Genomic DNA, 26,293 nt, shown 5'->3' on the forward strand with positions numbered 1-26,293 from the left:
GTAAATTTTTATTCTTGTTGTTATTGATCGGAGTTAATCGCAGACAGAAGTCAGCCGTTTTGTTTCGGTGGAAGTTGAAAATTTAATTGACTTTCAGAGAAAGTAATTACCAATTCTGATAAAACTCAGTGACTATTATATAATAGATAGACGTTAGTTTTGGACTCCACTACTTCCATGACCGAATCAACAAATGCTCGTGACCTTTTTCGAGCGGCTTACGAACACCGCTACACCTGGGACTCCAACTTCCCCGGTTACAGTGCTGACATTGAACTCAAACAAGGTGATGAGGTTTACAATGGTCAGATTCGCATCAATCCCGACATGACTGTAGAAGTGATGGGGATTGAAGATGAAGAGGTAAAACAAAGCATTTACACGCAACTCCGAGATATTGTTACCCACCGCAAACGCAACTCTTTTGAGAACTCTCACGGTAAAAATAAATTCAGCTTTGGCGAAAAAGACGAGACCGGCGCCGTCGAAATTCTCGTGGAAGGGGACTCAATGGGTTCCAACTACAAAGTCCGAGATAATGAAATTTGTTTGGTGAGTCGGGTTATGGGTCGGATGGCGTTTGTCATCAACACCCACGAAAGCCTTGACACTGGGGAAGGTTTTGCAGCGAGTCGCTACGATGCGGTTTTCCGCAATCCCCAAACCGATGAAATTATGCGAGAATTGGATTTTGAGGATCAGTTTGAAAAAATTGGCGATTATTATGTGATGACTCGCCAAGTGGTTCATTCTAAGGAAAATGGAAAAGTTATAACCACTGAGTTTAACTATTCCAATATCAAACTGTTAGAACCGGCAACAGTGAGCTAGAATTTGAACTCTTAATGTTTCTTTTGAGACGTTAGGATTAAGATAAGTTCAGATTGATCGTTTTGAAGAATAAACAACAAGAGGTGAGCCATGTCCACTCTAGCCTTAACACCAGACAACGTTGAAACCGTTTTGGACGAACTTCGCCCCTATTTAATGGCCGATGGCGGTAACGTTGAGATCGTTGAACTCGATGGCCCGATTGTGCGGTTGCGTCTGCAAGGCGCTTGTGGGTCTTGTCCCAGTTCAACCATGACGTTAAAAATGGGAATTGAACGCCGTTTACGAGAAAAAATCCCCGAAATTGCAGAAGTTGTAGCGGTTGCATAGTTGAATTTTACCGTTCAATTGTCTCGAATTAGGGATTAGAGAAAAGGAAAGTTAAAAAGGCGATCGCTTCTAAATCTCCTTTAGACTTTCTCAACTCTAATCCCTTTTTAATTGGGAAATATTTCCCCGACTAAAAGTATGAGGAGCAAACTTGTTTGAACTTTAGTATATTAGGAGAAATAAATAGTATTGAATGGAATTTGTGATTTGCATCAATAACCAAAATTACCCAGCTTCTTTAGAAGTTCGGAAAATCTATAAACTCATTCCGGATTATTCTGCCAATCTTCATCAAATGATTCGAGTCATTGATGAGTCTGGAGAAGATTATTTATATCCTAAAAACTACTTTATGTCTGTGGAACTTTCAGACGCAATTATAGAAGCGAGCGCCACGATTAACTAATTCATTATTATTGCTCAACCGGATTCCCACCTTATTCCTAAGTTTTTTAATGATTTTTCCTTGATTAAAAGTTTCATTATTAAGAGATACATTCCCAAAAACCCGGTAACTTTGCAGAAACCGGGTTTAATTCTATCCATTTTAATCTTGAAATTTTAAGATGATCTCCGGTTAATTAATGTTGTTATGGGGTGCGGGGCGGGTTTAACTCAATCTCGGAGTGGTTATCAAGATTAATGCACCAAGCCGCCCCTACAACGATCATTGATTGGTCGGATATCATATAATCTTGATCATTGTGGAATTTCCTCCTAATTATAGATGGGATCTGTGGTTGCGGTTGCTTCTCCATACTCTTGGAGTTTAGTTAAAATTTGAGAAGCCTTGGCACGATTTTCAGGGATTAACGTAAAAACCACCGTGTTGAAATCGGCAACAGATTCATCGGAAACAAAAATCACCCCTTCGTAATTAACAATTCCGACTTGTACCATTTCTTTTAGGTTAGAAACGCCCAAAGCAGCAACCAAATTGGTTAAACGCGCACCGACAGCTTCCGCCCGACGTTTGGGGGTATAAGCACCCTTTGGATCGCTAGAAGCTAGGGTTTTTTGCCAAACAATTAAGGGTTGAGAAGAAACTTCGATAACTTCTCGCTTAATAATTGGATAATCGCCTAATAAACCGGGATAACGAGTATCTAAAGTTTCCCGCACCACAACGGGAACGGTTGCATATTGATTTTGGTTGTCTCCGAGTTCAACGGTTTCAAAAATAACCCGATCTCGGATAATAGTATGTGCTGGTTTGGCGCTCGCCGGTAAACTCATGGCTAAACTCACGGTTACAATAGCGCCAGCAACAACGGCTTTTAGGGTGTTAGTCATTGCTTTTTTCATTTGATTTAAACTCCAAAATAAATTCAAAACTGAATGCTTACGATATTTTTTACTCATCTAAAGATTCTGCTTTTTCTGCAATTTATTTAAAAATCACTCGCTGATGTGACACTCATTTAAGTGTGGGTTGCTAAAAAAACCCGGTTTCTTTGAGAAACCGGGTTTTTGGCTTTCAAGAAACCGGGTTGATAGGCTATAAAAAAACAACCCCACCTGTGAAGGCGGGGCGTTTATTCTAACTCGCAACTAAGCGATTAACCCAATAATTCCAGAGGAATTAGTCGAGGTTGGGCATAGAAAGTACCGGTTCAGTTTCGCGGTCGATACCTTTCTCGAAACCAGCAGCAGCGGCGCGAGCGCGTCCAGCGTGCCACAGGTGTCCGATCAGGAAGAAGAAACCGACGATAAAGTGGAAACCGGCCAACCATGCACGGGGGTTAACGTAGTTGAACCCTTGAGCTTCTGTGATGATACCGCCTACGGAGTTGATAGAACCGTTAGGAGCGTGAGTCATGTATTCAGAAGCGCGGCGAATTTGCCAGGGTTGGATGTCGTTCTTGAGCTTGTTCAGGTCAAGACCGTTCGGTCCGCGCAGAGGCTCTAACCAGGGGCCGCGGAAATCCCAGAAGCGCATGGTTTCACCACCGAAGATGATTTCACCAGTGGGAGAGCGCATCAGGTATTTACCCAGACCGGTGGGGCCTTGAGCAGAACCGATGTTCGCACCGAGTTTTTGGTCACGAACTAAGAACACAAAAGATTGAGCTTGAGAAGCTTCGGCGTTTGTAGGACCGTAGAACTCGCTCGGATAAGCGGTGTTGTTGAACCAAACAAAAGCGGCGGCGATAAAGCCCATCAGGGACAGAGCGCCCAAGCTGTAGGACAGATAAGCTTCTCCGGACCAGATGAACGCGCGACGCGCCCAACCAAAAGGCTTGGTCAAAATGTGCCAGATACCACCGGCAATACAAATCAAACCAATCCAAATGTGACCGCCGATGATGTCTTCCATGTTGTTAACACCGATGATCCAACCTTCACCCCCAAAAGGAGCTTTGGTCAGATAACCGAAAATCACGGCGGGGTTCAATGTCGGGTTGTTGATAATCCGAACATCTCCACCACCGGGCGCCCAGGTATCGTAGACGCCGCCAAAGAACATGGCTTTGAACACCAGCAACAGCGCACCACAACCCAACAGGATTAAGTGGTAGCCGATGATGTTGGTCATTTGGTTCTTATCTTTCCAGTCGTAACCGAAGAAAGAAGAATATTCTTCTAAAGTTTCCGGGCCACGAACGGCGTGATAAATACCGCCCAAGCCGAGAACCGCAGAAGAAATCAGGTGCAGAACACCAACGACGAAGTAAGGGAAAGTATCGATAACTTCACCACCAGGGCCAACACCCCAACCGAGGGTGGCGATGTGAGGAATCAAAATTAAGCCTTGTTCGTACATCGGCTTTTCTGGAACAAAGTGAGCGACTTCAAACAGAGTCATCGCACCAGCCCAGAAGACGATCAAGCCGGCGTGAGCGACGTGAGCGCCCAGCAGCTTACCGGATAAGTTAATCAAACGGGCGTTTCCTGCCCACCAAGCGAACCCAGTTGATTCTAGGTCGCGGCCTCCAACGTATGAATTAGAGAGCGTTACCACGTGGTAATACCTCCTCAGGGAATACAAAGTTTTGGTGAGGCTGATCGACAGGTGCCATCCAAGCGCGGATGCCTTCGTTCAGCAAAATGTTTTTGGTATAGAATGTTTCAAATTCGGGATCTTCGGCAGCCCGCAATTCCTGTGACACGAAGTCATAGGCTCGCAGGTTTAATGCTAATCCGACAACACCGATGGAACACATCCACAGTCCAGTCACGGGGACGAACAACATGAAGAAGTGTAACCAACGTTTGTTGGAAAATGCAATCCCGAAGATTTGGGACCAGAAACGGTTAGCAGTAACCATTGAATAGGTCTCTTCTGCTTGAGTCGGTTCAAAAGCGCGGAAAGTGCTAGCTTGTTCACCGTCTTCAAACAGCGTATTTTCTACTGTAGCTCCGTGAATGGCGCACAGCAGCGCTCCACCGAGTACACCCGCAACACCCATCATGTGGAAGGGGTTGAGGGTCCAGTTGTGGAATCCTTGGAAGAACAGGATAAAACGGAAGATTCCGGCCACTCCAAAGCTCGGAGCGAAGAACCAACCGGACTGTCCCAAAGGATACATTAAGAACACGCTCACAAACACAGCAATGGGTGCGGTGAAGGCGATGGCGTTATAAGGACGAACACCAACCAAACGGGCGATTTCTAACTGACGTAAGCAGAAGCCGATCAGCGCGAATGCACCGTGCAGGGCGGTGAAGGTCCACAGACCACCGAGTTGACACCAGCGAGCAAAGTCCCACTGGGCTTCGGGTCCCCACAGGAACAGCAGGGAATGTCCCAGGCTGTTGCCGGGGGTACTAACGGCGGCGGTTAAGAAGTTACAGCCCTCTAAGTAGGAACTGGCCAAACCGTGGGTGTACCAAGAGGTGACAAAGGTGGTTCCGGTTAACCATGCACCTAAGGCGAGGTAGGCGCAAGGAAAGAGTAGGATTCCCGACCAACCCACAAATACAAAGCGATCGCGTTTCAGCCAGTCATCGAGGACATCAAACCATCCTCTCTGTAACTGAGGGCGTTCGACTGCTATAGTCATTTGAGAACGATCCTGAGTTGGGTTACTAAAAAACTATGCTTTTTGACAGACTCAATCCCTTAAACGGAATGAGCTTCGCGTCTGTTGAGCGCTGTTGCCTTTGAGGTTACAGGTTGCAGGCTAGAGATAACAGCATTTTTCAATGTCCCTTATCCTTGACTCCCTACTTCCTAACTTGGCTGTACACAGCGTCTGGAGGTTGTTTCCAACCTAGCCCTCCTCGTCGGGAGAACCCGCGCAGAAACCCGGTGTCCCCAGGCCAGATTCTACGAATGCAGTATTAGCTTGCTTTTCGCTACTTGCAGAACCCTTTTCTTCTAGAATTTTTTTCTAGTGTACCACTGATGGGTTACAAATCTTCAGGCCATCGCTTTCACGGCCTACCCCGATTGGGGATAGGATTTTTCACTGGGTCTTTTAAGCAAGTTAACATAACTATATATTACAGTTAACAAAATTTGCAAAGATCTCAAGTCTCAACAATTAAGATTTTTTTTATGAACACACAAACAACAACCACCAGCGATCGCATCATACACAAGACGGTTTTGGGTTCCCGCCGTGCCAGTAACTACTTCTGGGCAAGCGTTATCGCTCTCGGAGGTACGGGGTTTTTACTGTCTGGGATCTCTAGCTACACTGGAGTCAATTTACTTCCCTTTGCCGATCCCACCCAACTGATCTTTTTACCCCAAGGTCTGGTGATGGGACTTTACGGATCGGCGGCTCTGTTGTTAGCCTTGTACCTGTGGCTGGTTATCCTTTGGGATGTGGGCGGCGGCTACAATGAATTTAGCAAAGAAACCGACAAAATTAAGATTTTTCGTTGGGGCTTTCCGGGGAAAAACCGCCAAGTTGACTTCACTTGTAAAACCGAAGATGTACAATCGGTTCGAGTCGATATCAAAGAAGGGTTTAGTCCGAAGCGCGCTCTCTACCTGAAGCTCAAAGACAGACGAGAAATTCCCCTAACTCGTGTCGGTCAACCCATGCCTTTGTCTGAGTTGGAAAATCAAGGGGCCGAACTCGCTAAGTTTTTACAAGTGCCGTTGGAAGGATTATAGGATTGAGTATGAAACCATTAAAAATTCGGCAGGGGTTACTGTCTATACTGTTAGCGGTTGCGCTGATGGTCGCCGGATGTAACGGCTCGCCAACGGAGTCAGCGACCTCGGATAATGTAAACCCAGTGGGTGATTCGACAGTTTCACCTGTGGCCCAAACTCAAAATTCATCAATGAGTAATCTACCTCAATTAGAAGGAAAAGCAACAGTCGTGATGACGGTCAACGGATCGCCGATTACGATTGAAGTAGACGGCACCGCCGCTCCCGTCACCGCAGGGAATTTCGTTGATTTGGTTAATCAAGGTGTTTACGATGGCGTCGCCTTTCATCGGGTGGTGCGCGAACCTCAACCCTTTGTGGTTCAAGGCGGCGACCCCCAAAGCAAAGATCCTAACGTTCCGATGGCTCGTCTGGGAACCGGAGGGTTTATCGATCCGGGGACTTCCAAAGAACGCTATATCCCCCTCGAAATTCAACCCGCAGGCGAGGAAAAACCCCTCTACAGCAAAACCTTTGAAGAAGCTCGAATTAAGGCTCAACCCAAGTTAAAGCACTCTCGCGGCGCTGTGGCGATGGCTCGTTCTCGTCTCCCGGATTCGGCTTCTTCCCAATTCTATTTTGCTCTGGCCGATTTACCTTTTCTCGATGGCAGTTATGCCGTTTTTGGCTACGTTACCGATGGCATGGATGTGATCGATAATATCCAACAAGGCGATCGCATCGAATCGGCTAAAGTTGTCGAAGGATTAGACAATCTTAAAAAATAATTAAGATTTCCCGAGCGACCTGGGACAAATTTAACAAATTGAAAAATTGATAAAATGTGTCCCAGGTAACAGATTTCTACACTAAAAATACACTATCGTCGAGACCAATAATCCCCGAATTGGCAACAATTACATCAGAAAGCGTTGTTTCGGAAACATCCGGAGCAAGCACCGATAATAATTCATCGTTTTCGTAGTAAAAGCGATCGCCATCTCGCAAGCGAGTAAATTGATCGACTAATATTGCTTGAAACGTTTCCCCAACTAACGCGCCATCAACATCATCTTCGGCGAGTCCTCCCACCCATAAATCTATATCATCGACATCGGTATAAACACTCTCTAGCTGCGCTTGTACCGTCGGATCGGAACTAATTTCACTAAAATTGGTAATCGGATCGAGATCCAGTGCTTCGCGAACCTCGTTGTAACTGGGTAAACCGTGATCTCGTCCCCTCTGAATATTGAGCGAAACTAAATCTAAACCCCCCATTCCGGGTTCGCCAAACAGGAAATTCCGCACATCATCAATAACTTGAGTATCAACCTCTTGCGCGGTTCCCGAAGCCAACCCAAACAGCACCGAATCAATCCCATCTTCGATCGCAATATCAGGACTAAAAAATCCATCTTGCAAACTAATACTTTCATCAAAAGTACCATCGGGATTAATCCGCAGTAACTCCGATGATAGCATAGTATGTCCGACCCGAAAAGCCGCAGTCGAAAATTCATTGCTAATTCCGCTATCAACCGTCAAATCATAGCCATCATACTCGTCTAAAGCATCAGAACCCACCAATAAAGGTAAAAATTCATTGTAAGTAATCGCTTGAATTTCCGCACCCACAATGCGACGAGCGGACTCATAAATAAAATCATCCCGACTCAATCCCGATTCTGCAAATAAATCCAATAATTCTGCATCTCCATTATCCAAGCGAGTTCCAATTTCATCCGCGAGTCTATTATGTTCACGAACAAATAATGTATGAGTTGCTGTTAACCCCACCTGTTCGTTAGCACGAACATCTCCCGCTACAAAAATATCATCATTGTCAATCCCAAACGGATTATCATTTTCTAACCCATCAAGATTCCGAGGAAGCAAAACTTCGCCGTTATCACTATTACTTGTTTTTAGCTTTCCCGTTCCATCATTTGTCCGTAATGCTTCCGCTCGTTCCTCATCAGAACCATAAACATTTGAACCATCAATATAAGCGGTAATTTCATTAATTTGTTCTCTGGGGGTTGTGATTCCCGTCAGCGGATCGTAAATAGATCGAGTTAAGGGAATTTCTTGAGTTCCTGTATTATTTGGATCGAAATAAACATCCCCTTCAGGAACAGAAATATTAAAAGATTCGCCAGAAATTGCCGGAGTTAAATCTAAATCATGGTCGATAAACTGTCCCCATTGCCAAAAAAAATCACTCACTCCTAATTGATTGGGAATTGACTCAGATTGAGCAAAAATTGTATTGCTAACGTCCCTCGGATTCGCTAACGAAGATAGATTATCGCCGCCTCTAGGTTCAGAAATTTCGTCATTATAAGCCGATCCACTTAAACGGATTAATTGCGAGTCTGGAGTTCCCCAATCTGAGTTTTCTAGATTATTATTAGAACCATCAATTGAGCGAAATTCAACGGGAACAATATCATCCCAAACCAAATCATAAGAATTTCCCCGTCTCCCAACAGACTTGACTTTAATATAATATGTTCCCGCATCTGGAGAATCTAAGTTAATACTTTCATTGTCGGTTTTTGAAGTCGATCTGGCGATGCGATCCCCCTCAGCATTATAAAGGAAAACATCGATATTTCCTTCAGCATGAGTAAACTCTAATTCAACCGATAAACTCGTCGCACCCGGACTGACTTCTATTTTATACCAGTCGGGATTTTTAGCGATGGCGAGTCCTTCAATTTCACTCAAAGGTGTTTGTTCAAAGTCGGTTAAATCGTAGGCTTGTCTGCGAGAATTATTATTTTCATAGACATCATCATTACCCGAACATTGAAAAGAACCGTTTCTATTTCCATTGTTTGACATATGTTTATCCCCCTACATTTGTGGCTTGATCTAACATATGTCTGGGTAAGAGGAACATATGCAAAATTTCAGGATAGATGTGAAAATTAGACCGTTTACGCGAGGAAACAAAACCCTCAATTTCCTACAATCCTAAGGTTTTAGCCAATAGACATCCATCAAAAAAACTTTGTAACAATTTTTAAACCGTTTCTTTCCGAAATCAAGCGATGGTTAACTGTAAACAGCCCTTAACATAAGTTAATATATGATCGGAGAACAAAACAATTCGCTTAATAATCCAACCCGGCGAGTCGATTTAATAATAATTAAGTTAAAATACAATAAATAGAACTGAAATAGTTACAGTACAAACAAATTTGTAGAAAATCTTTAATTCAGCGTGAACGTGCAAGTCGTGGTTACAGGTATTGGTTTAAAATCAGCTTTGGGAACAGTCCAAACAAGCTGGAAAAAGCTTATTTTAGGTCGATCAGGAATTAAACTCTATCAACCTTTTCCCGAACAAAAACCGAAACGGTTAGGCTTAATTAATCAAAAGCCAACTCACCTCAAAGAATTAACTCAAACAATATTAACTGAAACGCTAAAAGATGCGGGTTTAACGCCTCCTTTACCCGATTGTGGAGTGGTCATCGGTTCGAGTCGCGCCTATCAAGCCCAATGGGAAGAATTCGCCGCAGAATACTATTATAATCAAGACAATTATAACACACAAAAACCCGTTAATTATTCTATTCCTATTCCCGATTTTTTCCCCCACATGGCGGCGCTCAATACCGCTCATTCTATCCATTCAAACGGACCAGTATTAGCACCAATGGCAGCCTGTGCAACGGGTTTGTGGACAATTGCCCAAGCTTATGAGTTAATACAAATGGGGTACTGTGAGCAAGTAATTACGGGTGCGGTAGAAACACCAATTACCCCTTTAACTTTAGCCGGTTTTGAGAAAATGGGCGCTTTGGGTTTAACGGGATGTTACCCTTTTGATCGGCGTCGAGAAGGGTTTATTTTGGGCGAGGGGGGCGCTTTATTTGTGTTAGAATCTTTTGAGTCTGCAAAACGCCGTTCTGCTAAAATTTATGGTAAGATTTTAGGGTTTGGTTTAACCGCAGATGCGAGTTCGAGTAATCGACCGGATTTAGAGGGTAAAAGTTCGATAACTGCGATTAAAAATTGTCTCAATATGAGCGATTTATTACCCCAGGATATTGATTATATTCACGCTCACGGAACCGCAACCCAACTCAACGATCAACACGAAGCCAATTTAATCCAAAAAATATTTGATAATGATGTTGCGGTGAGTTCAACCAAAGGCGCCACCGGTCACACGTTGGGAGCGTCGGGAGCGTTGGGAATGGCGTTTTGTTTGATGGCATTACAAGAGCAAATTTTACCGCCTTGTGTGGGATTAAAAGAACCGGAATTTGAGATAAATTTAGTTAGAGAAGCGACAAATGCTAATATTCAAAATGTGCTGTGTTTGAGTTTTGGCTTTGGGGGACAAAATGCGGCGATCGCACTGGGAAAATAATAGTTTGATGAGATATTGTCTATAGTTTATTGTAAAATAGATCAGAATTTTTATAAAACCTATGGAAAACAAGATTAACACCGCTTCTCAATTAACATTCTTAGAACGCATAGAATCTTTAAAAGCCGGAATACTTTCCGGGAGTATGACCTTTTTAACGTTTAGCCTGTTAATCGGTTTTAATATTTTAATTTTAGCCAACCAATTTGAAGCGTTAGAACCAGTTGAAATTATCTTTGATATTCGGTTAATTGTTAGAAGTGCGATCGCGTTTATTAGCGGCTTTTTATTCGGGGTAACTTACCGTTATGTTGTGCGATCGGATCGCAACCCTCACCTCAATTCGGGAGCGGTTTTAGCCTTTGGACTCGTGCGGGGTTTGGGTGAACTTGACGGTGGACTGAATACATCAGAAAACGGGTGGTTTTTTGCGGTTGTTGTCGCCGAAAGTATTGTATTATTTGCGATGGCTAGAATTGTCTTAGATTTGGCCTTAAAACAGGGTTGGGTCAAACCGTTTAATTCTAATTCCAATTGGGGATAATTATTTTTCCCCGCTTGTAGTTGGGCTTTAGCCCTCTTTATTAAGCGCTAAAGCGCAACTACGAGCCGGGGATTTTATATTTTTTTTAACACCTACTGAGTAGTCGTCTGATTCTATCAAATAGAATATTAAACTTCCTGTAGTTCAGCATCCTTTCCTTCCAATTTAGACAAAGAAGCTTTAACTTTTTCTCGCTCTGCTTCTAACTCACTGTCACGTTCTATTTCTTTCTATTCTTCTCTATTCGTCAACTCATAAACATCTGTTTTACCTTTGGGAATTTCCTTCTTTATCATACCAAGACTTTCCAACTCTTTTAAGCCGTACTGTGCTTTTCGGACACTCATTTTACAGATACGAGCAATAGTTTGTAGGCTAGAGTAACACCTACCACGACGAGCAATATGTGCGTACAGTCTGAACTGATACGGATTTAGACCATACAAGTTATAATCCAGCAGGGTTGTTTTATCGGATTCTAGTCAATGAAAATCAAGCTGATGCGGAAGCGGCATAAGTTGAAGTAAATTGAGAACGGGTGGGCGATGAACCCACCCCAACACAATTAAGCACCAACCGCTTCTTTTGCGGCGTACATCACCTCTAACGTAATCTCAGATAAACCCCGTTCCCGGGCGAATTTCTCGGTATTTCGCTTCACTTTACCCCGAACAAACCCCGGAACTTTGTTTAATTCCGCCTTGGCATCTTTCGCCCAATTCAAATCGGATTCTGCCGAAATTCCTTTGTGAATCACTTCTTTGGTATCGTGTCCGCCAAAGATTTCTAACAGGTGATCTTCCATTCCCAACGTAAAGGAATTATACACCAAATCAACCACCTGATTCGCGCCTTCATAACCCAAAAACGGACGATAACCGACGGGGAAATTTTGAATGTGAATTGGCGCCGCAATTACCCCACAAGGAATATTTAAACGCTTCCCAACATGACGTTCCATTTGGGTTCCAAAAATTGCCGAAGGTTCCAACCTGGCGATCGCATCTCCAATAGCGCCATTATCATCGCTAATCAAAATTTCATCGCAAAAATCCCCAACCTGTTCTTTAAACCATTCCGCGTCATATTTACAGTAAGTACCGGCTAATACCACCTTAATTCCCATTTCTCGCGCCAGAATTTTCGTCATCGCTGCGGCGTGGGTATTATCCCCAAAAACCACCGCTTTTTTACCTGTTAAATTCTGACAGTCAATGGAACGAGAAAACCAAGCCGCCTGAGAAACAAACCGGGTTTGATTGTCAATATATTCTTCATAATTAACACTTGCTCCCTGTTCGTTTAACACCTTTTGAATCATCCGAATACAACGGGCTGTTTCTACAATTCCCATCGGCGTGATATCAATATAAGGCATGGCGAATTCTTCTTGTAAATACTTCGCCGCCATTCCGCCAACTTCCCGATAAGGCACCAAATTAAACCAGGCGCGAGGTAGGTTTTTAAGGTTGTGAACAGAAGCGCCTTCGGGAATGACTTCGTTTACTTCTATTCCCAAGTCCGCCATCAACCGTTTTAACTCGGTGCAGTCGTGGTTATTGTGAAAACCGAGGGTGGTCATCCCGAAAATATTAACAGATGGTTTTTCGGTTTTTCCTTCGGGAAGTTCGCCTTTTTTCTGGGCTTTTTTCAGATAATATTCAACAATTTGCTGTAACGTGCGATCGGCTGCTTGCAGTTCGTTAACGCGATAATGATTGACGTCGGCTAGCATTACATCGCCTTGAGCATCAATTTGAGCGCGTTCAACAAAATTCTGTAAATCTTCTTGTAAAATGCTAGAAGTACAGGTCGGAGTTAAAACAATTAAATCGGGTTTTTCTTCCTTATCTTTGCGAACAATATTATCAACAACTTTTTCTTGAGAACCCCGTGCTAAAACGTTGCGATCGACAACACTCGCCGTTACTGGGGTATAGTCCCGTTCCCGTTCAAGCATCGAACGCATGACGTTAAAATAGTCATCTCCCAAAGGTGCGTGCATGATCGCATGAACATTTTTAAAAGAACTGGCAATGCGAAGGGTGCCAATGTGAGCGGGGCCTGCATACATCCAGTAAGCCAATTTCATAAAATTTTTCTCCGTGTTTGTGTGATTTGATCTGAGTCTGTTGTGATTTTCTCAAATATTTTGCCGATCAAACTCAGGACTCATAAAACTTTAAATTTCCCTTTTGATGGCAAATTGATATGAAATCTAAAAAAGAATGCGATCGCATAGTAGAAGGCAATGGGGGCGGGTTTATATAAGTTGTTTGGGGGAGTACATGGATCTGTTCGGAACCCGCCCCTACATCTGTCGATTTTCCCGCCAATCCTATGCACGCAAACATTTTAGTATTTCATAGGATTTGTACTCAGGATTTAGTTTGCCACTCCAACAATACTTTTATTGTTTAATGACAAAATTCTTAATCTTTTTCGAGATTGTGTAAACTTAAATATATAAAACGATACAAAAGTTGATTTGGAGTGAAAAACCCGGTTTCTTTAAGAAACCGGGTTTTTGAGTTAGGATTAATTATTTAACAGTTTGTTGTTGCGCTTGAGCGCTATATAAATCGGGCGGTCGCAACGACAACAAGCTCTACTAGAATCCCCGTGCGCGTAAGAGTTACCGGGTTTTTGAGTTAATTACTTTTTAACAACGATCGCTCTGAGGTTAAAATCCAATCTAATAAAATCGGATTGACTAATTCGGGCGCTTCATCTTGCGGACAATGACCGACACCTTCTAAGGGAATAAATTGTTTAACCGTGTCAAATTTTCCATATTCGCGCCCCAATTCTATCGGTTCCCAAGGGTCATCGGTTCCCCATAAAATAATCGCCGGACAGGGTAAAATCGGCAACAAATCTTCGGGTAACGGCCCGTAAGAATAACTGGTAAATGCGACAAACACATCAACAGCACCCTGATCCCGTGCGGGAATTAATAACATTTCTACCAATTCTTCTGTTACCGCTTCAGGTCGTTTGTAAGCTTGTAAGAGAATTTTTTTAACGGTTTTCGGCGTAGCTAACTGTTTAAAAAATAGCTGACTGACCCATTTTACACCCAAAATTTTCTGAGTTACACCCGCCCCAAAACTGCGATACCAGGGAATTTGCGATCGCTTTCGTTCGTGAAGAAGTCGCAGCGAACAATTTAGTAAAGCCACTTCAATCACCCATTCGGGATAATCGACAGCCGCCTGCATCACCGCAATACAACCAATAGAATTCCCGACTAAAAATGCAGGAGTTCCGACAACTTCCCGACAAAAATCGCCAATTTGTTCGGCCCAAGTTTCAAAAGTATAAGCAATTTCTGAAGTGGGAATGGGTTTGGCTGAACCCCCAAACCCTAATAAATCTATTGCAAAAACACGACATTTCGCCGCCAATTCGGGGATATTTTTCCGCCAATGTCCCCAAGATGCGCCGAAACCATGCACTAAAATCACCGCAGGCCCAGTATTTCCTTCGGCGTAGTAACAGATGGGAAAGCCTTTCCACATCCAAGTTTGCGGTTGAGACAACGTTGAGAGCATCATCAGGACTTAATTGCAGACAGAGCGACAAATTATAAACCTTCTTTATTATTCCACAAATCCCTTTGATGAGGTTTGCTTATCTCAATGTTGGGGATAAACCAGACTAAATCGATTGATTTGATTTGATTAATCCGTTGGCAGTTCGAGCCAAAATCTATGACTTTCGATACAGAATCGACGCAAACATAAGCATAACTCATGCTACCCTTTGGTCAAATCCGACTCATTTATAAAACTTTTACAATAGTTTGAATATTTTTGTCGGTTTCTTTACCCATTTCCAGGAAAAGGTTTGTATATTAGTAAATAGAGAACAGAAAAAAGCAAAACTTAGTTGACGACAAGCAAACAGAGATAGCCATGAATCATACAGCACTCAACAACACCGCCATTAACAATACAACGATTAATGATCTAGTATCGCGTTTGTTTAATCCTTTGCGTGAATGGCTCGATAGCTTAGAAATTCAAGATCAAAAATTAGCTCTATTTCTTTATAAAGCGATTCCCGCCCAATGTCCGTTTGAACGCGAATTCAAAGTCGCAGGTCGCACTGTACTGAGAATTCCGCCCCTGTGCAAACTCAATCCTTTTTACGATCAAGTTGTCGGTTTGCGGTTTCGGGCGATGTGCTATTTAGTTGATGAATGTGGAATGAGTATCTAATATTCTTCTTTCCCAACTCGCAGAAACTCTAACTCGATTGTTTCAGTTTGGCACGCACAGAAAACTTTGATTAAAGATGTTGATGAACGCTATAAAATTAATTGAATTCATAGTCGCTCATCTGTTGAACTCTAGAAATTTCAGTGAGTCAAGTTGCGGAGAATGTCAAAACTCACTCACCAACGCTTAACCCCGTCAGACTCGTTACCCTCTGTCGGTAGAAGTCCCAACACAAGAGACTTTTTTCTCTCCCGAGAGATGGCAGCGATCGCAAATTCTGCTATTTTATAAGATGAGCAGAGTTCATGGATTGATTATGTCAGTAGAACTTAAAGTTCCCAGTATGGTTTGCGATGGCTGCGTAGACACTGTTACTAAAGCAATCAAAGGTATAGATTCAAACGCCAAAGTAGAGGTTGATTTGTCCACAAAAACGGTCAAGGTGGACGGAAACCCCTCAGAAGACTCTATCAAAGAAGCAATTTCCTCGGTGGGTCATACGGTAGAAGGTTAAATCATTTCTAACAGCTACACTGGTTGATAACGTGCTGATTTTTTCCCAAAACCGATGACATCATCCACTCCCCCCCAACTTCCTATCCCTACCCATTTTGATGCGAATAAAGTTGGGGAGGTTTGGCGCGTCTCCTACCAACAACGGGAAACGGAGGCTCAAAACTGGGCCAAACAGCATCAAATTCAACCCGCAGCTACCGATGAAATGCGAGTTTGTTTGCTGTTAATTGATGTACAAAATACCTTTTGTATTCCCGAGTTTGAGTTATTTGTCGGGGGAAATTCCGGTAAAGGCGCAGTCGAAGATAATATCCGTCTGTGCGAGTTTATTTATCGCAATTTAGGAAGCATTAGCAAAATTATCGCCACCCTCGATACTCACACGGCGATGCAGATTTTTCACCCGTTTTTTTGGGTCAACGACAAAGGCGAACATCCCCAACCGGGGGCGACATTAATTCAGTTTGAGGATGTTCAAAATGGCGTTTGGAAAGTTAACCCTGCGGTGGCGAGTAGTTTGGCAAATGGAGACTACCAAAGCCTAGAAAAACACGCCTTACATTATACCAAACAATTGAGCGATGGCGGCCGATTTCCCCTCACCGTTTGGCCCTATCACGGTATTTTAGGCGGAATTGGTCATGCGTTAGTTTCCGCAGTGGAAGAAGCGATTTTTTATCATACCATTTCCCGCCAAAGTCAAGCTCAATTTGAACTCAAAGGAAATCACCCTTTAACCGAAAATTATTCGGTGTTTAAACCGGAAGTTTTGGATACCTTTGGGGGTCGTTCCATTGCGGATAAAAATAACCCGTTAATCCAACAGGTGTTAGACTTTGATCGGGTGATTATTGCAGGACAGGCGAAAAGTCATTGTGTGAGTTGGACTGTAGAAGATTTACTCGCAGAAATACAACAACGAGATGACAATCTCGCCCAGAAAATCTATCTGTTAGAAGATTGTACCTCGCCTGTGGTTGTACCGGGAATAGTTGATTATACCGAACAAGCCGAAACCGCTTTTAAACGCTTTGCAGAAGCCGGAATGAATCGAGTTAAATCAACAGAAATTTCCTCCGGGTGGTAATCTATTTCTGCACTAAAAATTTTGGCTAAAAATGTTTAGGTTCCCTGCGGTTCAGTCTCCAATTCCGGGGGGATTTCTTCCGGTAATTCTTCCTCGGGTTCGAGTGTTTCAGCTTCGGGTGTCACCTCTGGCGGTGAATTTAACAGGGGAATTCGAGGTAAACGACTCGGGAGATTATTCAACGTTGCTGAGACTAAAGCATAACCCAAATAAGCCGGTAAAACAATAGCCGCCAAAAAAGCGATCGCCGCCAACCAAGAGGTAAAATCAAGAGAAGATCCGTAATGACTGCGATAGGGATCAAACCGAGGTAATTCCTCGCCATTTTCATCCCGTAAATTCGCAGGTCGTTTAAAGCGAACTCGGCGATCATCTAACTTTTCTAACATCGTCCAACCCACCTCCGCTTCTTCTTCACAAAGTTTGTGAAAAATAGCAGGATTTTTAAATAAATCCCGATTCGCTCTTACTATTTTATATTCCCATTCAAACAAATCAGAATCATCAACCTGTTTTTGATGTTCAGAATGACCATTGGGTTGTAACGGTTTGGATGGTTTGGTATTCGCGGATTCGTAAGGTGTCAAGATTTCCTCCTCCTCAATTTGTTGCTTTAACGTCCTTTGTTCCGAGTCGATCCAACTACTAATTAAAACGGCTTCAAACCCCAAACTACTCACCAGCAAGCTCAGAAATACAAGTTCAATCATAGGATTTAATTTTAATCCTCAATGGTGTTCCTTTCACCCCAAGGAATGATTGATTGATCGCGGGAATGTCTATTAATTATCTTAATCAAAAGGAGATGAGAGATAACCTTCGATTAAATAATCTGAGCCGATAGAGTGTAGGGTAACTCGTTCTAAAGTTAACGCCTCATTCATCAGAGTGAAACCCAAATCTCCCACAGGAGACGGAGCCGTTTTTCCCCCAATAATTTTAGGTGCAATAAACGCCCAAATTTTTTGAATTGTACCCTCTGCGAGCGCGATGGCGGCGAGAGTTCCTCCACATTCCCATAACACCGTTAAAAACTGACGTTCATACAAATGATCCATCACCGTTTTCGGCGTTAAAGGCGACAGAACAACCACTTCAACTCCTTTTTTCTCTAAATATTTTTGACAATCCGGATCGGCATCCTTTGTGGTTAAAACTAAAGTGTTTGCTTCTGTAATATCCCATAAATTTGCTTCGAGAGGTAGATCCAACTTGCGACTCATCACCACCCGTAAAGGGTTCGGTTCACCCACATGATGAGTCGTTAAATGAGGATTATCTTGGCGCACCGTATTTCCCCCCACAATTACCGCATCACAAGCCACCCGCAATTGATGAACCTGTTGTCGTGCCGGGGGACTGGTAATCCAAGCGCTATGACCCGTCGTCGTGGCAATTTTGCCATCAAGAGTCATCGCATACTTTAAAATACCCAAAGGTTGATGGTGCAGAATCCGATGAATAAATCCTTCATTTAACTGTTGACAAGCCTCTTGTTCTACACCCACAATCACCTCAATTCCGGCTTGCTTCAATCGTTCAATTCCCTGACCTCCAACTAAAGGATTGGGATCGATCATTCCCACCACAACTTTAGCTACTTTAGCCTTGATTAAAGCTTCAGTACAGGGAGGGGTTCTTCCGTAATGATTGCAAGGTTCGAGGTTCACATAAACCGTCGCTCCAGTCGCCTGTTCTCCGGCGTCTCGCAACGCAAACACTTCCGCATGAGGTTCACCCGCCAAGGGATGAAAACCCTCTCCAACAATATTACAATTATCTTGAACAACCACACACCCGACCATCGGATTCGGTGCCGTTTTTCCTAACGCCTGACGCGCCAATTCCAAACAACGGCGCATCATCTGGCGATCAAATTCTGTCGGTATCGGGGAAGCGTTCGGGGGGGTCATCGGTTCGTTTACAAGAATTTTTAATTAGAGTGTAGCGAATTCTGAGAAAATAGAGGAAAATACAGTCTTTTACAGTCACTCATTACCACCTCACCCCCTCACCCGTGTTGTAGGGGCGGGTTCTGTAAAAATTGATCATTTCTGACCAATAACTGATATAAACCCGCCCCGCTTTTGAGTCATCGCCTCACCCTCTCACCCGTGTTGTAGGGGCGGGTTCTGTAAAAATTGATCATTTCTGACCAATAACTGATATAAACCCGCCCCGCTTTTCAGTCAACACTCAACAGTCAACACCGAACCCGTTTTTTCAGTTGTCAGTGATCCGTTTTTCCCAGACTCCGGGGCGGGTTTATATTCGTTATCAGCAAGGAGTTGATCAATTAATTCCTGAACCCGCCCCTACAAGACCCAGGCGGGTTTATATTCGTTACTTTTTCCAAGGCCATCGAGTCCCCATTTCTGTCAACGCTGAAAAAATGAGGTAAATCACTAAAACACCGACACCGATTAAAAATGGAATCAAATCATCAGGCATAATTGAGTGAATAGAATAAAATAAAGTTAATCATCTCAACAGTCATTTAGAAAAAATCGGGCATAGCCGGAGGAGCGGTTGGGAACAAATATTCAGCAATTTGTAAGACCGCTTCTGTACATTCAAGCCAACCCATGTGTTGTAACTGTCGCGGAGATAACAAACCCGTGTAAAGCGGCGCCAACGATTCAATTTTTAGTTTAAATTCTCCCCGACCTCCCCGCCTAACCTGTCCGTTTCCTGCGGCAACTTCTAATACAAAATTACCTTCATTTTCCTCAAGTAAATCATCAATAACCGATAAATGCAATTCTGTTTCAAGATTGATCGGATAAGCGCGAGACTCCAACGCCGCGACCAAATTAACAATTCGCACCATCCATTCTTCGTAGTCTACCAGTTTGGCTTGGTGTTCAGTTAAAAGCATCAGTTTGGGTTCGATTGCGCCCCCATACCATCGACATTTAGCAACTTGAGAACGGTGACTCGCCAAAAACGAAAATAGACAATTTGTTGCATCCGGAGTCAATGTTAGCCAGTCGCGAATTTCTAAAGACCAACTTCCCCCAACCGCTTTTTGTTGAAAAATTATATAACCTTGAGGCAAACTAGACGAACCGATCCAATATCCATAAATTTCTTCGTTTTCTGCGGTTTTGATAATATTTTGCCACAGCACCGGATGGCGATCTAAACTTCCATTCTCGGGATCGGTTTGGTGATGATAAACATCAATTAACGCCTCTATTTCTAAACGCTTCATTCTCTCTAATTTCAGTTGAGAGGGTTTAACTTTTAACGTTGATAGCGGTAATTCCCACAAACAACGAGTTCCCCCATATTCATATCCCACTCGACGATAAAGAGATTGAACCGCAGGATAAAGCGTAGAAATTGCCATCTTTTCGGCGTGAAGTTCTTTGAGAGTTTCCCTCAACAATTCCAAAGCCATTCCTTCACCCCGATATTCCGGCGCTATCCCCACCGCAGCCAGTCCCGCCATCGGAATATAACGACCCCCAAACCATTGACCCATGCGATAAATTGCCAGTCCTCCGGCTACTTTTCCTTGATGGCGAATTACGCGAAAATTATCTAAACCAATACTGCTACCATAGTCTTCCCATTCCGACTGAGGAAAGCTAAAACATTGACAGAGTATTTTCCCTAAAAGCTGGCTTTCATCGTGATCGCTAGCGACAGAAACTTCCCATATATTTTTCATAAAAAGCGTTATGAATTATCAATTATCAATTCTCAATTCTCAATTCTGAATTTCCACATATCACCACCTCCGGTCTTTCCCCACCTCCGTAACTGATCACTGTAAACTGTAAAAACTGGTCAGTGGTTACTGATCACTGTAAACTGTAAAACCCTTTTTCCAGAAAAAACACCAGACTTCACCTAGAGGTGCTGCTGGTGTATCAATATCAATCAGCATAGCTGCAAATAGGCGGGGCGATTTTTATCCTTTGCGTTTCCGATTGGCTATAGAAGCCTCAACCGGAAATCCGACAACCGGGATCACTTGATGCTCGCGTTCGGCTTCAAGCTCTTTTAACTCGGTATAATCGACCCAGTGAATGCAATCAACCGGACAAGTATCAATTGCTTCTTGAATCACCTCTTCGGAATCACCATCTTGCCGGAATACTCGACTTCGCCCATAACCCGGCTCAATATAGAACGTATTACGGGCAACATGGGCGCAGTGCTTGCAGCCAATACAAGTGGGTTCATCGACATAAACCCCCTTTTGCCGCAATGCACCCCCCAACTCCGGCTCAAAGCCTGAACGCTCTGGCGCATCCCGCAAACCCCCTCCAAGTTCCGGTTCAAACCCTGAACGTTCTGGTGTTGGGTTGATCGACGATGCAGACCATTCAGACATAATTAAGCGCTCCAACGTTGGACAACGAGACGAATTGAACCGTCTTGATTTTGCTGTTGTTCGGCAATTTGAAAGCCTTGTTTGTTGCTTTGGCTGACAACGGTATGATAAGCGTAGCGTTGAGTTACCTTGTTCACAAACACTTGAACCGGAATCGGTTGTTGCCAATATTGCAAATCAGCAACTAATTCATACTCGTTGCCATTCCAGCTAAAGCCGATATCATATCCATTATCTTGTTCAATGGTAATCTCGGCCGGACGAGTTTGACCTTGGTAGCCACGAACTTCTTTCGAGCCTTTCCAGTCAATTCCTAAATCGGTTAAAGCGGCTTTTAAAGAAGTCAGATTCCGAATTTGTGTTTTGATTTGGCTAAAGTGTGACATAGACCTTGATGTTGAACGAATTGAATGAATTCGCAGGTAAAGTTTACCAATTGCTAAAGTTGACCTGGGCAGTCGCCGTTTGAGATTGATGCTGTGTTTGTGCAAAATATTCAGAAGTTGTCTCCTGAGTTAGCACAACACCCAATTCAGCTTCAATGGCTTTAGTAACCTCCTCGCAGGAAGCACCGACAATGCCAGTAACTTTCTCCTGGACTCGGCCATCGGGATAGATCACGAACTCTAAGGTTTCCATAGATTGAGCAGGCTGCTACAAGAGTTGCGGGACGTTTATTGACACTGCTCGGGCAGTGACAACCGTTTTGGCGATCGCTTCATTATTTTACCGACTGCCACATCCCTACATCAATTTTGACGAATGGATGTAAAACGAGTCATAGGTTTACAAAAGTTATTAATACCTGAAGCAATCCGAGAATTATATGTTAAGTTTCGCGTAGATTTTACCTAGAGTCAAGGTGGTAGGCTACTTGTCTTCCTTGCGTTGTATTCCCAATGATGACCGATAATAAAAGATTGTCCGATCCCAAAACTATGCTAGGAGTCAAACAGCAATGACCAATTTCACCTCATCTCCCATGCGGGTTGGTATACTCGGATTTGGAGGTTTAGGACAAGCCGCCACCGCCGTTTTAGCCCCCAAACGCGAAATGCTCTGGGTTGCGGCAGCCGATCAAAAAGGCTATGCTTATTCTGCCACCGGACTCGATCGCGATCGCTGTGTTGCCGTTTACCGAGATCGAGGATCACTGGGTTATCTCGAACCCAACGGCACCCTCAGCAACCAAAGCATCGAAGAATTAGTCAAAACCGCCCCGGACGTTGACGGCTATTTTCTCGCCCTACCCAACCTACCGAACAACTTCATGGCGTCTGTGGCGCGTCAGTTTATCGAACTCGGTTGGCGGGGTGTATTAGTCGATGCCATCAAACGCACATCGGCCGTAGAATTATTACTCGAACTGCAAGACGACCTGCAACAAGCCGGAATTACCTACATGAGCGGTTGTGGTGCCACTCCGGGGCTGTTAACCGCCGCCGCCGCCCTCGCCGCCCAAAGCTACACCGAAATACACAGCGTTAAAATTACCTTTGGCGTCGGAATTGCCAATTGGGAAGCCTACCGTGCTACCATTCGCGAAGATATTGGTCATTTAAGCGGCTACGATATTGAACGCGCTAGGGCGATGAGCGATGCAGAAGTCGAAGCTTTACTGAATGAAACCAACGGCTTACTCAAACTCGAAAACATGGAACACGCCGATGATATCATGTTAGAATTAGCCGGAATTTGTAGCCGCGATCGCGTTACCGTTGGCGGAATTGTTGATACTCGCAACCCCAAAAAACCTTTGAGTACCAACGTTCAAATTACAGGCCGAACCTTTGAAGGAAAAATCTCAACCCACACCTTCACCTTAGGCGATGAAACCAGTATGGCAGCTAACGTTTGCGGGCCTGCTTTTGGTTATCTCAAAGCCGGAATTCAACTACACCAACGGGGAATTTACGGCTTATTTACCGCAGCGGAAATCATGCCTCAATTTGTCCGTTAATTCACAATTACCAATCAAACTTTTGTAGGGGCGGGTTCTAATTTTATTTATGTTTTCTCACTCTCAACCTATCAAAACCCGCCCCGTCCGCAAAACAGAATTCCAATTAAAATTGTAGGGGCGGGTTCTAATTAAATGTATGTTTTCTCACTCTCAACCTATCAAAACCCGCCCCGTCCGCAAAACAAAATTCCAATAAAAATTGTAGGGGCGGGTTCTAATTAAATGTATGTTTTCTCACTCTCAACCTATCAAAACCCGCCCCGTCCGCAAAACAAAATTCCAATAAAAATTGTAGGGGCGGGTTCTAATTAAATGTATGTTTTCTCACTCTCAACCTATCAAAACCCGCCCCGTCCGCAAAACAAAATTCCAATAAAAATTGTAGGGGCGGGTTCTAATTAAATGTATGTTTTCTCACTCTCAACCTATCAAAACCCGCCCCGTCCGCAAAACAAAATTCCAATAAAAATTGTAGGGGCGGGTTCTAATTAAATGTATGTTTTCTCACTCTCAACCTATCAAAACCCGCCCCGTCCGCAAAACAAAATTCCAATAAAAATTGTAGGGGCGGGTTCTAATTAAATGTATGTTTTCTCACTCTCAACCTATCAAAACCCGCCCCGTCCCCAAAACAGAATTCCAATTAAAATTGTAGGGGCGGGTTCTAATTAAATGTATGTTTTCTCACTCTCAACCTATCAAAACCAGCCCCGTCCGCAAAACAAAATTCCAATAAAAATTGTAGGGGCGGGTTTAGATCAGCCCCTAGATCACCGGGGCGGGTTTATATCAGTTATTGCTGGGAAACATAGATTAATTCGGAACCCGCCCCTACAAACCCGGCACCCGACACCCGGGCGGGTTTATATCAGTTATTGCTGGGAAACATAGATTAATTCAGAACCCGCCCCGACAACAAGGTTGACCGTTTACTGTTCACGTTCTCCCCAAGATTTCCACTCGGGATGATGTTCAAAATCTAACACATCAAGTTCATCAATAGACTGATAATCTACAGAATCTACAGTTGTATCTAACGCCGGAATAACAAAGGGTAAATTAGCCCCTTGTAGTCCTCGTTTAATGCGTTCAGGTGTTTCGGAAAATAACACAAACAAAGGATAAATTTTCTCCCCTTCTTGGGAATAAATATGGCTATAATGATGAGGCATCACCCATTCATAGCCTTGGTCCAAACAAACCTGAGTCATTCGCCAACGCATCAATAAATCGGAAAAATCTTCATTGGGGCGATGAATAAAGATAAAAATTTCCGCCCCAACTTTCACTTTCCACTCCGGGTCGCACATCATAATTCCCAAATCACAGGGTAAACACATCGCTTGACCCGGTGCAATACTTATCCCCGATTTTCCCGTATAAGAAACCCCATCTCGTAAACGCACAACGGGTAAAGGAATCGTGATTAAACTTTCATCCGGGCGTCGCATACTTGGAATCATTTCCAAATAGGTTCGATGCTGTTTTAACAGGGCTATAGCTGCTTCTGAATTACTATATTCAGCCAGCAGAGTTTCATAATGAGATTGTTGAACAGGCATTGTTATTTAAGGTAAAGGGCTGTCAAAAAACAAAATGGAGTTAATCAAAACCCAAAGCTGATTTTAGATTAATTCCTAATTTTCACTCGGTTGACTTTTTGCCATTCGCTTCTGTTGACTCCTAATCTTATTTAAACTTAAACATGAGGGCGACTAAAATTATTTAAAACCACTAACTTTTTCGGGCTTACAACGACTCGAACACTTTAAACATCGGCAAATACATCGATAACAAAACCGACGCAACAATTCCACCCACAACCACAATCATCATCGGTTCTAACGCACTGGTTAAACCTTTAACCGCTTCTTCAACTTCTGTTTCATAAAACGCCCCAACTTTCATTAACATTTTATCCAGTTCCCCAGATTCTTCACCAATGGCAATCATTTGAATTGCCAAGTTTGGGAAAACATTACCTTCTTGCAGCGCTAAACTAATTAAACCCCCCTGTTGAATTTCATTTCTTGCGTGTTCAATTGCATTGGCAATCGCTTGATTTCCCGCCACATCTCGCACAATTTCTAGGGAGTTCATAATCGGTACACCAGAGCGTGTTAAACTTCCGAAAATCGTACAAAAACGAGCCACAGCCGACTTTTCAATTAACGGCCCAAACAAAGGAAGTTTCAGAAATATTTTATCCATCGTTAGGCGACCGCCAGGGGTTTTATAAAAGGCTTGATAAGCGATAGAAAGTGCAATTAAAGTACCAATAACAATCGCTTGCGGAATCGGCGGCCAAGTGGTACAAAAGTCACTAATTGCCAGCATAACCTGAGTAAACATGGGCAAATCTGTACCAATTTGCTCAAAAATTCCGGCAAAAGTAGGAAGCAGGAAAATCGTCATCGCAAAGAAAACGGCGAGGGCAATAAATAAAACCGTTTTCGGATAAGACATGGCGGATTTAATTTCACTTTGGGTTTTGTGGTTTTTTTCCATCATCACCGCCAGACGTTCTAATACTTCATCGAGTACACCACCGACCTCACCGGCGGCGACCATACTGATGAATAACATATCAAAAACATCGGGAAATTTCCGCATCGATTCTGAGAGGGCGGTTCCTTCTTCCACATCCGCTCGAATCGTATTCAAAGCCCGTTTTAAACGCGCATTATCGCACTGTTCCGATAACACACTCAAACAACGAGCCATCGCAATTCCCGCGTTAAACATCGCCGCAAATTGACGGGCAAAAATCGCCAAATCTTTAACCGTAATCTGGGCGAGAGCGACGTTAAGATCTTCTTCTAACTTTTTGAGGTCAAAACCTTCTTTTCTAGAGTGACTTCGGAGTTTATTTGTAGTCGTCATAGCTACCCTTTTATACAAGTTTATTTTCAGCTAAACTTCCCTTATAATTAGGGATTTAGGATTAGAAACTTGGTGAAAATTATAAAAATATTTTACCCCAAACCCATTCTAATCCTCATCCCAAATTAGTC

General features: G+C 43.4%; 26 protein-coding genes. 11 read left to right on the forward strand and 15 right to left on the reverse strand.

The genetic code is table 11. The features are described 5' to 3' along the window. Window positions 1–177 precede the first annotated feature (177 nt). From ACL6C3_RS30520 to ACL6C3_RS30530, 3 genes are all read left to right on the forward strand, one after another. The gene (locus ACL6C3_RS30520) at window positions 178–831 is read left to right on the forward strand and encodes a DUF3386 domain-containing protein (protein ID WP_413163896.1); all 654 of its coding nucleotides are present in this window, start codon (window positions 178–180) and stop codon (window positions 829–831) included. 90 nt (window positions 832–921) lie between these two features. Then, complete coding sequence (locus ACL6C3_RS30525) at window positions 922–1,161, forward strand: NifU family protein (RefSeq protein WP_023069523.1); 240 nt, start codon at window positions 922–924, stop codon at window positions 1,159–1,161. A gap of 193 nt (window positions 1,162–1,354) precedes the next feature. Further along, complete coding sequence (locus tag ACL6C3_RS30530; protein ID WP_413163897.1) at window positions 1,355–1,567, forward strand: hypothetical protein; 213 nt, start codon at window positions 1,355–1,357, stop codon at window positions 1,565–1,567. A gap of 311 nt (window positions 1,568–1,878) precedes the next feature. Here ACL6C3_RS30530 and ACL6C3_RS30535 read toward each other — a convergent pair whose 3' ends face one another. The 3 genes from ACL6C3_RS30535 to psbD form a co-directional block, all read right to left on the reverse strand. Continuing rightward, window positions 1,879–2,466: a COP23 domain-containing protein gene (locus ACL6C3_RS30535; RefSeq protein WP_413163898.1), complete on the reverse strand. Its 588-nt coding sequence runs from the start codon at window positions 2,464–2,466 to the stop codon at window positions 1,879–1,881. 277 nt (window positions 2,467–2,743) lie between these two features. Beyond that, on the reverse strand, window positions 2,744–4,123 hold the full coding sequence (gene psbC / locus ACL6C3_RS30540) for a photosystem II reaction center protein CP43 (protein WP_413163900.1): 1,380 nt from the start codon (window positions 4,121–4,123) through the stop codon (window positions 2,744–2,746). Then, complete coding sequence (psbD, locus tag ACL6C3_RS30545; protein ID WP_413163902.1) at window positions 4,107–5,165, reverse strand: photosystem II D2 protein (photosystem q(a) protein); 1,059 nt, start codon at window positions 5,163–5,165, stop codon at window positions 4,107–4,109. Before psbD ends, psbC begins: the two co-directional genes overlap by 17 nt. A 497-nt stretch (window positions 5,166–5,662) precedes the next feature. On the opposite strand from psbD, the gene ACL6C3_RS30550 reads away from it, so the two are divergent. Both ACL6C3_RS30550 and ACL6C3_RS30555 read left to right on the forward strand, forming a co-directional pair. Then, window positions 5,663–6,229 (forward strand): photosystem I assembly protein Ycf4, encoded by a 567-nt coding sequence (locus ACL6C3_RS30550; protein WP_413163904.1) that lies wholly within the window; start codon window positions 5,663–5,665, stop codon window positions 6,227–6,229. Between the two features lie 8 nt (window positions 6,230–6,237). After that, complete coding sequence (locus ACL6C3_RS30555) at window positions 6,238–6,999, forward strand: peptidylprolyl isomerase (RefSeq protein WP_413163906.1); 762 nt, start codon at window positions 6,238–6,240, stop codon at window positions 6,997–6,999. Between the two features lie 76 nt (window positions 7,000–7,075). On the opposite strand, the gene ACL6C3_RS30560 is transcribed toward ACL6C3_RS30555, so the two are convergent. Then, window positions 7,076–9,061: a peroxidase family protein gene (locus tag ACL6C3_RS30560; protein ID WP_413163908.1), complete on the reverse strand. Its 1,986-nt coding sequence runs from the start codon at window positions 9,059–9,061 to the stop codon at window positions 7,076–7,078. 382 nt (window positions 9,062–9,443) lie between these two features. Here ACL6C3_RS30560 and ACL6C3_RS30565 point away from each other — a divergent pair, with 382 nt between their 5' ends. Both ACL6C3_RS30565 and ACL6C3_RS30570 read left to right on the forward strand, forming a co-directional pair. Next, window positions 9,444–10,601: a beta-ketoacyl-ACP synthase gene (locus ACL6C3_RS30565; RefSeq protein ID WP_413163909.1), complete on the forward strand. Its 1,158-nt coding sequence runs from the start codon at window positions 9,444–9,446 to the stop codon at window positions 10,599–10,601. A 61-nt stretch (window positions 10,602–10,662) separates the two neighbouring features. Then, window positions 10,663–11,145: a hypothetical protein gene (locus tag ACL6C3_RS30570; protein WP_413163911.1), complete on the forward strand. Its 483-nt coding sequence runs from the start codon at window positions 10,663–10,665 to the stop codon at window positions 11,143–11,145. Between the two features lie 230 nt (window positions 11,146–11,375). Here the strand turns inward: ACL6C3_RS30570 and ACL6C3_RS30575 are convergent, their stop codons facing one another. The 3 genes from ACL6C3_RS30575 to ACL6C3_RS30585 form a co-directional block, all read right to left on the reverse strand. Beyond that, window positions 11,376–11,591, reverse strand: a complete 216-nt coding sequence (locus tag ACL6C3_RS30575) for a helix-turn-helix domain-containing protein (protein WP_413163912.1) — start codon at window positions 11,589–11,591, stop codon at window positions 11,376–11,378. Between the two features lie 119 nt (window positions 11,592–11,710). Continuing rightward, complete coding sequence (gene bchB / locus ACL6C3_RS30580; protein WP_413163914.1) at window positions 11,711–13,237, reverse strand: ferredoxin:protochlorophyllide reductase (ATP-dependent) subunit B; 1,527 nt, start codon at window positions 13,235–13,237, stop codon at window positions 11,711–11,713. A gap of 559 nt (window positions 13,238–13,796) precedes the next feature. Further along, window positions 13,797–14,702, reverse strand: a complete 906-nt coding sequence (locus tag ACL6C3_RS30585) for an alpha/beta fold hydrolase (RefSeq protein WP_413163916.1) — start codon at window positions 14,700–14,702, stop codon at window positions 13,797–13,799. Window positions 14,703–15,062: 360 nt separating this feature from the next. Between ACL6C3_RS30585 and ACL6C3_RS30590 the strand changes: the two genes are divergently transcribed. From ACL6C3_RS30590 to ACL6C3_RS30600, 3 genes are all read left to right on the forward strand, one after another. After that, window positions 15,063–15,368 (forward strand): Mo-dependent nitrogenase C-terminal domain-containing protein, encoded by a 306-nt coding sequence (locus tag ACL6C3_RS30590; protein WP_413163918.1) that lies wholly within the window; start codon window positions 15,063–15,065, stop codon window positions 15,366–15,368. Between the two features lie 316 nt (window positions 15,369–15,684). Then, a complete protein-coding gene (locus ACL6C3_RS30595) occupies window positions 15,685–15,882 on the forward strand; it encodes a heavy-metal-associated domain-containing protein (protein ID WP_413163920.1) in 198 nt (65 codons plus the stop codon). Between the two features lie 54 nt (window positions 15,883–15,936). Further along, entirely contained in the window at window positions 15,937–16,971 is a 1,035-nt protein-coding gene (locus ACL6C3_RS30600) for an isochorismatase (protein ID WP_413163922.1), read from the forward strand. Window positions 16,972–17,006: 35 nt separating this feature from the next. On the opposite strand, the gene ACL6C3_RS30605 is transcribed toward ACL6C3_RS30600, so the two are convergent. The 6 genes from ACL6C3_RS30605 to ACL6C3_RS30630 all read right to left on the reverse strand — a co-directional run bounded on the left by ACL6C3_RS30605 (window position 17,007) and on the right by ACL6C3_RS30630 (window position 21,955). Further along, a complete protein-coding gene (locus ACL6C3_RS30605; protein ID WP_413163924.1) occupies window positions 17,007–17,681 on the reverse strand; it encodes a hypothetical protein in 675 nt (224 codons plus the stop codon). 81 nt (window positions 17,682–17,762) lie between these two features. Next, complete coding sequence (ribD, locus tag ACL6C3_RS30610; RefSeq protein WP_413163926.1) at window positions 17,763–18,884, reverse strand: bifunctional diaminohydroxyphosphoribosylaminopyrimidine deaminase/5-amino-6-(5-phosphoribosylamino)uracil reductase RibD; 1,122 nt, start codon at window positions 18,882–18,884, stop codon at window positions 17,763–17,765. A 584-nt stretch (window positions 18,885–19,468) separates the two neighbouring features. Then, complete coding sequence (gene eis, locus ACL6C3_RS30615; protein WP_413163927.1) at window positions 19,469–20,647, reverse strand: enhanced intracellular survival protein Eis; 1,179 nt, start codon at window positions 20,645–20,647, stop codon at window positions 19,469–19,471. Window positions 20,648–20,890: 243 nt separating this feature from the next. Further along, window positions 20,891–21,316 carry a ferredoxin gene (locus ACL6C3_RS30620; RefSeq protein ID WP_413163928.1) on the reverse strand — a complete coding sequence of 142 codons (426 nt, stop codon included), beginning with the start codon at window positions 21,314–21,316 and terminating at the stop codon, window positions 20,891–20,893. Between the two features lie 2 nt (window positions 21,317–21,318). Beyond that, on the reverse strand, window positions 21,319–21,702 hold the full coding sequence (locus tag ACL6C3_RS30625) for a DUF1257 domain-containing protein (protein ID WP_413163930.1): 384 nt from the start codon (window positions 21,700–21,702) through the stop codon (window positions 21,319–21,321). A 43-nt stretch (window positions 21,703–21,745) separates the two neighbouring features. Beyond that, a complete protein-coding gene (locus tag ACL6C3_RS30630; RefSeq protein WP_413163931.1) occupies window positions 21,746–21,955 on the reverse strand; it encodes a DUF2997 domain-containing protein in 210 nt (69 codons plus the stop codon). 319 nt (window positions 21,956–22,274) lie between these two features. On the opposite strand from ACL6C3_RS30630, the gene bioU reads away from it, so the two are divergent. Then, the gene (gene bioU / locus ACL6C3_RS30635) at window positions 22,275–23,276 is read left to right on the forward strand and encodes a (S)-8-amino-7-oxononanoate synthase BioU (protein ID WP_413163933.1); all 1,002 of its coding nucleotides are present in this window, start codon (window positions 22,275–22,277) and stop codon (window positions 23,274–23,276) included. Window positions 23,277–24,208: 932 nt separating this feature from the next. On the opposite strand, the gene ACL6C3_RS30640 is transcribed toward bioU, so the two are convergent. Continuing rightward, window positions 24,209–24,841 (reverse strand): hypothetical protein, encoded by a 633-nt coding sequence (locus tag ACL6C3_RS30640; protein WP_413163935.1) that lies wholly within the window; start codon window positions 24,839–24,841, stop codon window positions 24,209–24,211. Window positions 24,842–25,028: 187 nt separating this feature from the next. Continuing rightward, window positions 25,029–26,162 (reverse strand): type II secretion system F family protein, encoded by a 1,134-nt coding sequence (locus ACL6C3_RS30645; protein ID WP_413163937.1) that lies wholly within the window; start codon window positions 26,160–26,162, stop codon window positions 25,029–25,031. Window positions 26,163–26,293: the final 131 nt, after the last annotated feature.

Source organism: Capilliphycus salinus ALCB114379 (assembly GCF_047276495.1).
Taxonomy (GTDB): domain Bacteria; phylum Cyanobacteriota; class Cyanobacteriia; order Cyanobacteriales; family Microcoleaceae; genus Capilliphycus; species Capilliphycus salinus.

What these genes read in the sequence shown, in the direction of transcription:
- bchB (WP_413163914.1), bottom strand. Translation starts at nt 13,237, where the DNA reads ATGAAATTGGCTTACTGGATGTATGCAGGCCCCGCTCACATTGGCACC.
- ACL6C3_RS30625 (WP_413163930.1), bottom strand. Translation starts at nt 21,702, where the DNA reads ATGTCACACTTTAGCCAAATCAAAACACAAATTCGGAATCTGACTTCT.
- ACL6C3_RS30600 (WP_413163922.1), top strand. Translation starts at nt 15,937, where the DNA reads ATGACATCATCCACTCCCCCCCAACTTCCTATCCCTACCCATTTTGAT.
- ACL6C3_RS30645 (WP_413163937.1), bottom strand. Translation starts at nt 26,162, where the DNA reads ATGACGACTACAAATAAACTCCGAAGTCACTCTAGAAAAGAAGGTTTT.
- ACL6C3_RS30590 (WP_413163918.1), top strand. Translation starts at nt 15,063, where the DNA reads ATGAATCATACAGCACTCAACAACACCGCCATTAACAATACAACGATT.
- ACL6C3_RS30585 (WP_413163916.1), bottom strand. Translation starts at nt 14,702, where the DNA reads ATGATGCTCTCAACGTTGTCTCAACCGCAAACTTGGATGTGGAAAGGC.
- ACL6C3_RS30560 (WP_413163908.1), bottom strand. Translation starts at nt 9,061, where the DNA reads ATGTCAAACAATGGAAATAGAAACGGTTCTTTTCAATGTTCGGGTAAT.
- ACL6C3_RS30555 (WP_413163906.1), top strand. Translation starts at nt 6,238, where the DNA reads ATGAAACCATTAAAAATTCGGCAGGGGTTACTGTCTATACTGTTAGCG.
- ACL6C3_RS30605 (WP_413163924.1), bottom strand. Translation starts at nt 17,681, where the DNA reads ATGATTGAACTTGTATTTCTGAGCTTGCTGGTGAGTAGTTTGGGGTTT.
- psbD (WP_413163902.1), bottom strand. Translation starts at nt 5,165, where the DNA reads ATGACTATAGCAGTCGAACGCCCTCAGTTACAGAGAGGATGGTTTGAT.
- ACL6C3_RS30530 (WP_413163897.1), top strand. Translation starts at nt 1,355, where the DNA reads ATGGAATTTGTGATTTGCATCAATAACCAAAATTACCCAGCTTCTTTA.
- ACL6C3_RS30640 (WP_413163935.1), bottom strand. Translation starts at nt 24,841, where the DNA reads ATGCCTGTTCAACAATCTCATTATGAAACTCTGCTGGCTGAATATAGT.
- ACL6C3_RS30550 (WP_413163904.1), top strand. Translation starts at nt 5,663, where the DNA reads ATGAACACACAAACAACAACCACCAGCGATCGCATCATACACAAGACG.
- ribD (WP_413163926.1), bottom strand. Translation starts at nt 18,884, where the DNA reads ATGACCCCCCCGAACGCTTCCCCGATACCGACAGAATTTGATCGCCAG.
- bioU (WP_413163933.1), top strand. Translation starts at nt 22,275, where the DNA reads ATGACCAATTTCACCTCATCTCCCATGCGGGTTGGTATACTCGGATTT.
- ACL6C3_RS30535 (WP_413163898.1), bottom strand. Translation starts at nt 2,466, where the DNA reads ATGAAAAAAGCAATGACTAACACCCTAAAAGCCGTTGTTGCTGGCGCT.
- ACL6C3_RS30620 (WP_413163928.1), bottom strand. Translation starts at nt 21,316, where the DNA reads ATGTCTGAATGGTCTGCATCGTCGATCAACCCAACACCAGAACGTTCA.
- ACL6C3_RS30525 (WP_023069523.1), top strand. Translation starts at nt 922, where the DNA reads ATGTCCACTCTAGCCTTAACACCAGACAACGTTGAAACCGTTTTGGAC.
- eis (WP_413163927.1), bottom strand. Translation starts at nt 20,647, where the DNA reads ATGAAAAATATATGGGAAGTTTCTGTCGCTAGCGATCACGATGAAAGC.
- ACL6C3_RS30520 (WP_413163896.1), top strand. Translation starts at nt 178, where the DNA reads ATGACCGAATCAACAAATGCTCGTGACCTTTTTCGAGCGGCTTACGAA.
- ACL6C3_RS30595 (WP_413163920.1), top strand. Translation starts at nt 15,685, where the DNA reads ATGTCAGTAGAACTTAAAGTTCCCAGTATGGTTTGCGATGGCTGCGTA.
- ACL6C3_RS30630 (WP_413163931.1), bottom strand. Translation starts at nt 21,955, where the DNA reads ATGGAAACCTTAGAGTTCGTGATCTATCCCGATGGCCGAGTCCAGGAG.
- ACL6C3_RS30570 (WP_413163911.1), top strand. Translation starts at nt 10,663, where the DNA reads ATGGAAAACAAGATTAACACCGCTTCTCAATTAACATTCTTAGAACGC.